Below are 10644 nucleotides of genomic sequence, written 5' to 3'. Positions count from 1 at the left end.
CATGGTTTAAAGAACCGCCGTATACGAGACCCGTACGTACGGTGGTGTGAGAGGCTCTCCGCTAGGTCATTGACCTAGCGGCAGTCTACTCGATTGGCAACTGGTGTTCATTCATATCTGTCTGTATGTCATTTGTTTAGCTTTATTTTCTTGTCATTATCAATCTGCACCAACCTATCAACGAAGCACAAATTTATTTTGTTTTTTTGAGCGTGGACAATCCTAAAACCGTCCTGAAAGGCGGTTGCTTGGGCTGGAGAGGCGGAAGCTCTTTTGCAAGCCTTTGGTTGGAGCGTTGGCTCGTGCGGGGTTGCAAATGTGCTTACGGCAGTGTGTAGGGCATATTTGATTTAACATTAAAAACTATATTTCAATTTTAACATAAACATATTGTAATCCTTCAGATTCGAAAACAAATTATCTCCTTTGCCATCAAAAATTGTGGTTGCTAAAGTGATTTCTGAATTAATAGTGGCTTGGTAAGCAATCTCAGGCATATACACAAGGGCATAATTATCTTTTATATTATTCCAGTCTGTAACTATGAAACCACCACCAATAGGAGCTACTTTTAACTTTTCATTGAAAAATTTCTTTTCGTACCGTAAAAAGAAATAGTCATTCAGGTTTTCGGCTCCTCGTTCGTGAATAAACCCGTGCATGTATTGAAGATTAAGATACGAACCATCCGCAAAATTGTAATCGCCACCAACAACAAATTTAATGTAAGGCTTTGTTTTGTCTAAAATTAATGAATCCTGAGTTACTGGAACGGGTGACAGCGGATAAAAAGCAGACAAATCATTGGTCATGATTACGTCTTCATCGGGAATAAATGCTGCTGCCTCGGCCCAAAAACCAATACCTGCAATGCTTGTAGCCAAATCTGCACCAATAATATGTGTTCTTGCAAATGAAAGCTGAGAATTGATAGTTATTCCGCCAAACGCATCAACAGGGATAAAAGTATTTCTTGTGGAGAAAGGTAATCCGTCATATCCCCAAACATAACTCAGAGAAAAGTCAACCCCCATAGCAAAGCCTTTAAATTTTAAACCCGCCGTTGAACTTTCTCCCAAATTATATCGAGGCATCATTAAAGTATCAGAGAAACCTTTTAAAACCATTCCCTGCGGCAATTCCATAGTTGGATTTAAAGTATTTGCAAAAATACCAACCGGCATATTTGCCGGCTGGAAAAAAGGAATAAAAATCCCTTGAAGCGAGAAGTCGTTGTTTAAGTAGTAATTTAGGTTAATAGCATCAGAACCACGACGGCGACCAAAATCTAAAATGTCTTCCAAATCCAACGGATTAAGATTGTCGGTTGGATTTAATTTATCGGCGGTTCCCCAAACAATGCGTTGACGACCAATGGTTACGTCTAAATTTTTAGTAAGAAAACCATACAACTGCACATACGCTTCCCTGACTTCAAGATTATAAGGGTCAATAATGCCTTTATTATAAAGGTCAGCTGATGAATTAATACCGGGCAGGCCAATATTGCGCAACCAGACTTCGCTGTAAAATTTTGAATTATCGGTAATTTTTTTGTCAAGGTTTAAAGTCAGACGGTTTTCGTTCCAGGCCCAATCGTTGGGTGATTTAAGTAAAAACCGTTGGTCGGTTAAAAGTTCACCTGACAATTTGAGGCTATGCTCATCTTGTGCATTAGTAAGGCTTGAAATGGTAACAAGCAGCAGCATTAAAAATAAATTCTTTGTATTCATAGCTTAAATTTTATTTATTTGATTTCTTGCGATTTTTGTCAATGAATTAAAGTTGTTATACAATGCTAAAGCAATTTGGTGTCCTTCCAAAACAAATTCTTTTATTGCTCTTGATTTACTACCGGTTTTATCAAATTTGGTTGGATGTTTTAGTCCTTCGAGCATCACATATTTAACCCTTTTTTCCTGTGCCTGATAGTACAGATTGATTAATGTTTCCACACCAAATTTTGAAGTTTTCATTTTCTCCAATAAGGGCAGGACATCTTTCTTTAACAGTGCCCTTTCGCCGGTGAATGATTTGAACGGGTTGATTTTATAGTTAATCAGGGTCTCTGTTGCCTGCCCCAGAACCATATCGGCCTCATTACTGAAAACAGGAGTGATTAAACGTTCAAAATGCTCCTCTTTCAGGTTAGATAAATCGGCATCAATGAAAACAATAATTTCTCCTGTTGAATTTTCTATCCCGGTTGCCATTGCATACCCTTTACCTTTATTCTCGGGAAGTGCAATATACTTAAGTGATGGCAAAAACTTAAGTTCACCTAAAATTTTGGCCGTACCGTCTGTTGAACCATCGTTTATAACAATCACCTCGTCAAAAAAGTATTCACACACGGTTGTTACTACTTCTTTGATTGTTTTTTCCTCGTTATACGCACAAATTATTGCTGAAATATTTCTCATAATTTAAGTCTTATTATTGCTTGTTGGAGATAAGGGCCTGTTATTTTATTCATTTTCTTGTTGGATTATCGAATAATTCATGATTGCCACTTTTGCTGCACTTTCGCCTAACTGTATCAATTCTTTTGCCTTGAAGAAATCAAAGGTATTTGCCGAATCGTATGGTATATTAATTATCATATCGGGTTTATGTTTCTCGATGCTCAATTTTGCAATCCTATGTATCATTGCCGAAGTAGTACCGCTTAGAAGTGAGTAGTACCCTGCACTGTGCTTGTCACCGGTTATAATTAAGGTCGATATGGTGTTCATCAACCTGTTTAAGAATCCATTGTTATTATTTGATTCTTTCGGAATATCAGTTTTTTTGTCACCGTACAAATTCACTACTATCAGCAAATCTCCATTCTTACGAGACACGTATTCAACAGGAATTGGATTCAGAACGCCACCGTCAACAATAATGGTATTGTTGCACTTCACTGGCGTAAAAATTGCAGGAATTGCAACGGATGCCCGGGCAGCTTTGTAAAAGCTTCCATGTGTAAAAACCACTTCTTTTTCTGTTATTATATCTGTGGCAACAGCAGCAAAGGGGATGGGCATATCTTCAATATTCATATCGGGGATAAAAGTCTTCATTTTATCAAAAACCCGCTCACCCTTTAATAAGCCATTAGTCGCCAGCGTAAAATCCATAAAGCCCCAGACATCCCTTTTGTTAAATGAGCTAACCCAATCGGTATATTCCTGTATTTTTCCCATAGCATAAAGGCCTCCAATAACAGAACCGATTGAAGAACCTGAAACTGAAGATATTTGAAAACCATGCTTTTCCAATTCGCTAATAACCCCGATATGGGCAAGCCCCCTTGAGCCCCCGCTTGATAGTACTAATGCCACATTCTGTTTCATATTTTATACTTTTAGCTCAGGTGAAAAATTTTCAGGATATTTTGCGGTAACATCAGCATACAATTGAGCAATCTCTTTTCTTACTATACTAATATCTGTTGGGTTATAAATCACTTTCTTAATCCCGATTTCTTTCTTCTTATAATCAATGTATCCAACAACAATAGGAACAGTTGCTCGTACAGCCATATAGTAATACCCTTTTTTCCATCGTATTGTTTTTGCCAATTGCCCTTCCGGAGACAACACGATATGAAGTTCGTTGCTAATATTAATTAATTCAGCAACATAATCAATGTACTCCTTGGTTTTACTCACGGGAATTGAACCATAAATCTTAAAGAAATAGTTTAATGGAAATTTGAAAAATTCTTTTTTTGATAGAAATTTGTAATTTATACCTAACTGCATCAAATATATTTTTCCATAAAAACCATCCCAGTAGCTAGTGTGTGGAGCAAATATTATTATAGATTTTTTTATGTTTGGAAACTCACTTTTTATTTTCCACCCTAGCAGGTTAACTAAAATATATCTGGAAATTTTTGTCATATAAGAGTACTAACTTGTTTAAAAATTTTAAAAGGGAGAATTGGGTTCTTTTGCCATTACATGAATTATTAACCGGTCGGTTAATCCCGGAAAATTCTTATATAACCAAACGGTTAGTTTTCCCTGTAGCGTTAATGTCAAATCTCTCTTTCGGTTTAAGGTTGCATTCACAATAATTTCCGCGACTTCTTTCGAAGACATCATTTTATTTTCATTTCTTGGCGTTTCAATTTGTGGTACTCCGAGTTTGTTTAAAGCAGCTTTTCTTATGTTGGATGATGTAAAACCCGGGTGAACGACCAAAACATTCAATCCTTTCTTGATATTTTCAAGTCGTAAGGTGTTAAAAAAGCCATCTAATGCATATTTTGACGCGCAGTAGCCGGTTCTTCCGGGCAAGGGTGTTAGCCCCGAAATGGATGAAATGCCAATTATAGTTCCTTTTTGTTCAAGCAAATAGGGTAAAGCAAACTTTGTGCAGTAAACAGCTCCATAAAAATTTGTATCCATTAATTCTTTAATAACATTCAAATCTAAGTCCTCAAAACTTGCTCTCATTGAAATACCCGCATTATTGACAAGTACATCTATTTTTTTATATTTTTCAATGGTTTTAGTAATTAACATTTTGCAGTCTTCAATATTACTAACATCCGTTTTTACAGACATTGCATCACCCCCCTGCATTTTTATTTCTTCTTCTGTTTTTTTTAACTCATTCTCCCGTCTGGCTGCAAGAACAACACTTGCTCCGTTATTAGCAAATTCTAAAGCACATGCTTTTCCTATTCCGGAAGATGCTCCGGTTATAATAACAACTTTACCGTTGAATGTATGTAAGTTACTTGCCATGTTTACAATTGTTTGATATAGCACCTGGTTTGTTTATGCAGTCTGTATTCAAACTTTTTCCACAGGTTATTAATTTTTATATTATTTTCCAATTCACGTGTTGCCTCAAAGTTGGTAATTCCATTTTTAATGTAAGCACTCATAATATCAGTAAAAATAATTCCATTAACACCCTTGTTTTGATAGTCCATTTTTACAGCAATTAGTAATGCTTCAACTGTATTGTTTTTCTTTAAAGCATTCATAATATGGATAAAACCAAAGGGGAACAGTTTGCCTTTTGCTTTTTGCTGCGCTTTGGCAAGAGATGGCATGGTAATTCCGAACGCAACTACTTCATTTGTTGAGTTCAAAACAATTGATATGTATTCAGGCCTGAGAAATAAGGCAAACTGCTTTTTAAGAGCCATAATTTGCTTTTTTGACAATTGCGAAAATGCATAAAGATCTTTGTATTCCTCATTTATGAGTTTGAATATATCATCAGCATATTTTAGAATATCCTTTTTGTTTTTAAGCAAAGCACTATGGAGCTTGTATCGTTTTTTAATTAATTCCGTACTTATTTTAAATTTTTCGGGTACATACCTGGGAACTTTGACATAATATTCAACCCAATCTACGTCCTTTTTATACCCCAATTCTTCAATTAATTTTGAATAGTACGGAAAATTGTAATGAGCAAAAGATGTAGGCATTTCATCAAATCCTTCAATTAGAATTCCTGAAGCATCAAAAGAAGAGAATCCGAGAGGGCCATGCAGGTATTCCATATTTTGACTTATTGCCCACTTGCTAACTTCTTCCAACAATAGCGTTAGTACCTTTTTATCATTAACAAAGTCCAGCCAACCAAACCTTGCAAATTTTATGTTGTGATTTTCGTTGTACCTGTCATTTATAATTCCGGCAATTCTTCCAACTATTTCCCCGTTGTTATATGCTAACCAATATTTTGCCCTGCAAAACTCAAAAGCAGGGTTTTTATCAAAGGATAATGTGAATAGCTCATTTGAATGTATTGCAGGAACATATAACTTATTACCAGCGTACAATTTATCAGGGAACCTGATGAATTCTTTTAGCTCTTTCTTTGTTGATATTGCTTTGATTATTAATCCCATTTCGTCAATTTCATTAATCTAATATCATTTTATAGTCAGGGTGCATTAAAAAATCATTCAACAGGTTTTAAAAGTGATATGCTTCTCTTAAGAATAAACCTACCTTTGGATAGCGGTGAAATGACTCAATGTTATTTACCACATCGGTAAGGTAGGTTTTACAACATTCGACAATAAATTAGTTTCAAGATTATTTATCATCGAGAATTCGTCTTTTTTTAATGCATGTTCAATATTATTGTTTTACTGTTTTAATTTCCTAACTGTAAAATCATCGTCTGTTAAACCTGTGTCGTATTTTACATCGGACATTTGCATTTTGGTTTTGTGATTTTTCTTTAAGTCGGTCATTTCAATTTCAGCTGCATTCCAATAGTTGCCAATCTTTTTGAAAGTGTATCTGGCTTCTTTTACTTTTGTATTGCCTTTGTCGTAATACTCCATTAATTCAGGATAAGAATCTGTTTTATTTATCTGAACCATTACTTTTGAATAATCCGATTTCTCACTGACAGGCGTTAATTCCAATACATATACATTGCCTTCAGTTTTTACGAATTTTGGCGTGTACTTTACCGAGAATAGCACAGATTCCATATCGTCATAAGAAAAATCAGTACCTGCAAAGTTTTGATTTTTTGCGCTGGTGGCAATGCGTCTTTCTTTTCCAAAAGCAGGTAAATACAAATACATCACATCGTTTGGTAACGATAAAACGGATATACCTGCCTGGGATGCTGGTGAGGTGAAACGAAACATGCGTTTATCGTTGCCTTTCTGTTGGATGGTTGCTTCCCTGATTTCCTCTTTCCCGTTTTTGTCGATAAGAATAATTTTATTATTCCCTGTCATGTCTTTGGGCGAGTACATCACATCGTCCATTTTTTTTAGAATGGCACTTGCGTCTTGCGCATTTGCAGAAAATATGCTTCCTGCTACGATTATAGCGGTTAAAACCACTGTTTGAAATCTTGATTTCATACTATTTATTTTTAATTGTTAGTGATTGTTTGCTACTATTTTGCGTTTTCTGTTTGCCAATATAAGAATAGCAGGCAGCAGTGATAGCGCACTAAACCCGGAACCAATCATGCTAATGCCAATCAGTAGTCCAAAATTTTGTAAGGGTACGATTTGTGAAAACAGGAGCACTAAAAATCCTGCTAAAACCGATGTCACATTAATGATTATTGCCTTGCCGCTCAATAAAATAACGCTTTCGATTGCTTTTTCGGCATCTCCGTTTTCCAGCAGATGATTATTAAATCCGGTGATGATATGGATGGAATAATCAATGCCTATACCCAAAGCAATACTGCCTACCAGTACAGTTGCTATATCGAGCGGGATTCCTGTTATTCCCATGATTCCTAACAGGACAATAATTGTTGCAACCACGGGAATTGCGGCAAAAACCCCTTTGGAAACAGACCTCAAAATCGCGCTTACGATTAATATAACCAGTGCAATAGCGATTAATAAACTGTTGCGCTGGCTGTTTAACAAGCTGCTGTTGAGCTTATCGTAAACGGATGGCATTCCTGTAAGCTCTATTTGGCAATATTCATTTTGGTTTTCTTCAATAAAACGGTTCATCTTTTTAGTAAATGCTTCAATGTCTTTCGTATCCACTGAGGCAAATTTTGATTGAATGACGCCTTTGGTAAGGTCGTCATTAACCAGTTGCGGCATCACATCCTGTCCGTCGAGCAGGAACCATAATTGCTCAATTTTTGCCTTGTCATCGGGTATTCTTTTTCCTTCGCCCATTACATCGTTCATCTGCTCTATCAGGTCGGCAACCGATTGGGTTACGTCAATACTGGGGTCTTCTTTCATAAAACGTTGCGTTTCAATCATCTTTTGCAGAACTTCCGGACTTTGCATATCTCCTTCAAAAACAACAAATACCGGTAACGAGCCGCCAAATTTTTTCTGCATAACATCCTCTGCAATCCTTGTTGGATTATCTTTCTTAAAATAGTCGGCCATGTTAACGCTGGTTTTTATCAACATTAGGCCACCAATGCATAACATTAGCAGAACTCCCCAACCTGTAAGTGTATATTTGGGATGTTTAAACAGAAATTTTACCAAGGGCAGTAGAATTTTGTGAGTTAATATGGTTTGCTTTTCTTCGGATTCAATAGCTGTTTTTTTGCCATACATTGAAAGTCCAGAGATAAGTGCGGGAACAAAAAATAGGGATAGTATTAAAGCGATTAATGTACCAACCGCAGTAAATATTCCGAAGTCTTTAATCATGGTGAGGTATGCCCCAAAAACAAATGATACAAATCCAATGGCAGTGGTTACTGCTGCCAGTATTACAGGAATCAGAATATATCTAAGTGCTTGAACTAATGCCTGTTTTCTGTCTGCAAGTTTATTGTGGTTAATACTATTGAGCACATGAATTGTATAAGCACTTCCTACAGCAAGCAGCACAACCGGAATTATATTTGAGATAATTGTCAACTCATACCCGGTTACTGCCATTAAGCCCATTGTCCAAATAACGGCCAAACCTGCTATGAGCAACGGCAACAATACCCCTCTAAAAGATTTAAAACTCAACAATAAAATAATGGCTATTACGAGGAAAACGATGGGAACAAGCCATACAATATCCGAAACAATCAAATCGTTAATGTCGTTCATCATCATGGGGAGACCGCCAAAATAAGTTGTCTCGGGCAAATCCAATGCTTCAATTTTATCCTTAATTTCTTTTGCAACAGCCTGTTTATCTCCCTCGGGGAGAAGTGTAAACATTATTGCGGTTGCCGTTCCATCCTCTGAAACAATAGCTCCCCTGTACATCTCTTTGGAGAAAACATAGTTTTTCAGGCTGTCTAACTGCGATTGCTCAACGGGCAAATCATACTCATCAACCAGCTTGCCGATTTCAATACCCCATTCAGAGCTTTTGATATCGAGAATATTGGTTAAGCTTGTAACGGTTGAAACCCCACTGGTATATTTTATGCTATCGGTAATTTGCTTTATATGCTGAATGACTTCTGCTTTAAAAACATCATTTGTTTCCAACACAATCATTCCCATATCATTTCCGCCAAACTGTGTTCCTATCTCCTTGTACAACCGGGCAACAGGGTCATCATCGGGCAAAGAGCTTATTATATCAGCGTTTATATGCAAGTCTTTTGCCTGATAACTAAAGAATACGGTTAAACCTACAACGGCTATAATTATAAGCCATTTAAATTTCACTATGCCATCTGCGAATCTGTTCATATTTTGTTGTTTTAAAATTAATTATACTTAAATCGTTTTATAGTCAGTTTTAGTGCAAAAAAAATTATCGAGATAAACCTTTTGTGAGTATTCCAATTAAACCTTCAAAATGAGGAGCGTATTTCACATATTTGTTCTGTAGAAAAAAGGGTATCTCAAGCCCTTTTATAACCATAATGAATACGTCTAACAAAACATCAATATCTCCAATAATAGCAAATTCACCCCTCTCAACACCTTGAAGGATTAACTTTTTCAGGTTTTCTTTTTCCCATGCATCTAATTCAGTCCGTAAATCATCAATGAAATGAAAATGTTCAAAAAAATCAGCTTTTAGCGTTTCATGATAATTTGCAGCAGAATTTAGAATCTCCATTCTTTTAACGAGATATTTTTTTACCTTTTCCGTAGAAGTCAAATCAGGATTATTAACAATAAAAGACAGCTGATTTTTCAGGTTTATCATTTCAATTGATACTACCTCCCTAAATAAATCCTCCTTGCTTGCAAAATGATAATATAAGGAACCTTTGGCTTTCCTCGCAATTTTAGCGATTTCATCCATTGAAGTTTTATGGAACCCAAAGCGACTGAATAGCTTATTCGCAACGCTTAAAATTGATTCTTTGGTATTATCAATGCTCATATCAAATTTGTACTAAAATTGTTTTACGGTACAAAGATTGATATATTTTTCTATAATCCAATCTTTTTTTTGCATAAATTAACGAATGTTTTATCGTAGCAGTAGTGTGGTGGGAAGATTGCACTCTTTTGCAAATTTTGGTTTACGTGCGGCTGGTGCGATTTGCAAATGTGTGCAATGTGGGTTGGGGTTTCATTTCATTTTCTTTTGAGCGTCGGAAAAAAACAAAATAAATTCCATCAAATTAGTACTGTCCTGTCAAAAAGCTAAATCCTTTCTTATTTCAATTTTGTCGTTATCGTAACTAGCTGTCGGGTTGTCTTTTTTTACACTTGTTGCCAACGGTGGCGGTATGAAACGTTGCGCACTTCGAAGCACATACTTATCAACCCGCTAAGCCGTTGATTAATAGTTATTTCGTACAAATTTGGCACTACCCGCGCAATGTTTTATGACCGCGTGTGTGTGCCCTGCATGAGCAGCAGTGCACCCACCTCGAAGTTCCAGAAAAAGTTTAAAAATACAAATCTTTTCCAAGGAGCCATAGAGTGTGAGGTGAATTTATCCGGAGGGTGCAAGTCCCTTATGCGCGAGGGTGACGCCTTGAAGCATTAGCAAGTGGCAAGCTGGTTTACCGTGAGGTATGCAGTGAAGGAAGCCAACCGGCAAAAGTCTGTACTGACGGACAGGTATTACAGGATTAGCATATGCTGTAAGGCGCATATGAGGCATGATTGTTTGGGTAAGCAAGCACATCATTGTAAAGCCCAAAGAACACCAAAGGACAGTTATGTAGATGCGACAGGAATAGACTGAAGGATAAAGCTCTTACCAGGGGATAGCTCCACGTTCACGAGGTGGACATGTGAAGCAG

At 36.6% G+C, this 10644-nt stretch carries 9 protein-coding genes; all 9 read right to left on the bottom strand.

Going from position 1 to position 10644, the window contains the following annotated elements; translation table 11 throughout:
• Positions 1 to 356: 356 nt before the first annotated feature.
• Positions 357 to 1733: a DUF1302 family protein gene (locus BY457_RS18505; RefSeq protein WP_106154817.1), complete on the bottom strand. Its 1377-nt coding sequence runs from the start codon at positions 1731 to 1733 to the stop codon at positions 357 to 359.
• Between the two features lie 3 nt (positions 1734 to 1736).
• A complete protein-coding gene (locus tag BY457_RS18500) occupies positions 1737 to 2423 on the bottom strand; it encodes a glycosyltransferase family 2 protein (RefSeq protein ID WP_106154816.1) in 687 nt (228 codons plus the stop codon).
• 45 nt (positions 2424 to 2468) lie between these two features.
• Entirely contained in the window at positions 2469 to 3338 is an 870-nt protein-coding gene (locus tag BY457_RS18495; protein ID WP_106154815.1) for a patatin-like phospholipase family protein, read from the bottom strand.
• Between the two features lie 3 nt (positions 3339 to 3341).
• Positions 3342 to 3890: a 1-acyl-sn-glycerol-3-phosphate acyltransferase gene (locus tag BY457_RS18490; RefSeq protein ID WP_106154814.1), complete on the bottom strand. Its 549-nt coding sequence runs from the start codon at positions 3888 to 3890 to the stop codon at positions 3342 to 3344.
• Positions 3891 to 3917: 27 nt separating this feature from the next.
• Positions 3918 to 4742: an SDR family oxidoreductase gene (locus BY457_RS18485; protein ID WP_106154813.1), complete on the bottom strand. Its 825-nt coding sequence runs from the start codon at positions 4740 to 4742 to the stop codon at positions 3918 to 3920.
• Between the two features lie 2 nt (positions 4743 to 4744).
• Positions 4745 to 5866 (bottom strand): hypothetical protein, encoded by a 1122-nt coding sequence (locus tag BY457_RS18480; RefSeq protein WP_106154812.1) that lies wholly within the window; start codon positions 5864 to 5866, stop codon positions 4745 to 4747.
• Positions 5867 to 6109: 243 nt separating this feature from the next.
• On the bottom strand, positions 6110 to 6847 hold the full coding sequence (locus BY457_RS18475; protein WP_106154811.1) for an outer membrane lipoprotein-sorting protein: 738 nt from the start codon (positions 6845 to 6847) through the stop codon (positions 6110 to 6112).
• 18 nt (positions 6848 to 6865) lie between these two features.
• Positions 6866 to 9124: an efflux RND transporter permease subunit gene (locus BY457_RS18470; protein WP_106154810.1), complete on the bottom strand. Its 2259-nt coding sequence runs from the start codon at positions 9122 to 9124 to the stop codon at positions 6866 to 6868.
• A 64-nt stretch (positions 9125 to 9188) separates the two neighbouring features.
• A complete protein-coding gene (locus BY457_RS18465; protein WP_106154809.1) occupies positions 9189 to 9770 on the bottom strand; it encodes a TetR/AcrR family transcriptional regulator in 582 nt (193 codons plus the stop codon).
• Positions 9771 to 10644 lie beyond the last annotated feature (874 nt).

Origin of the sequence: Marinilabilia salmonicolor, from assembly GCF_003003035.1 — a bacterium.
In the GTDB taxonomy this organism is placed as follows: domain Bacteria; phylum Bacteroidota; class Bacteroidia; order Bacteroidales; family Marinilabiliaceae; genus Marinilabilia; species Marinilabilia salmonicolor_A.
This window is presented reverse-complemented; position numbering and strand designations above follow the sequence as displayed.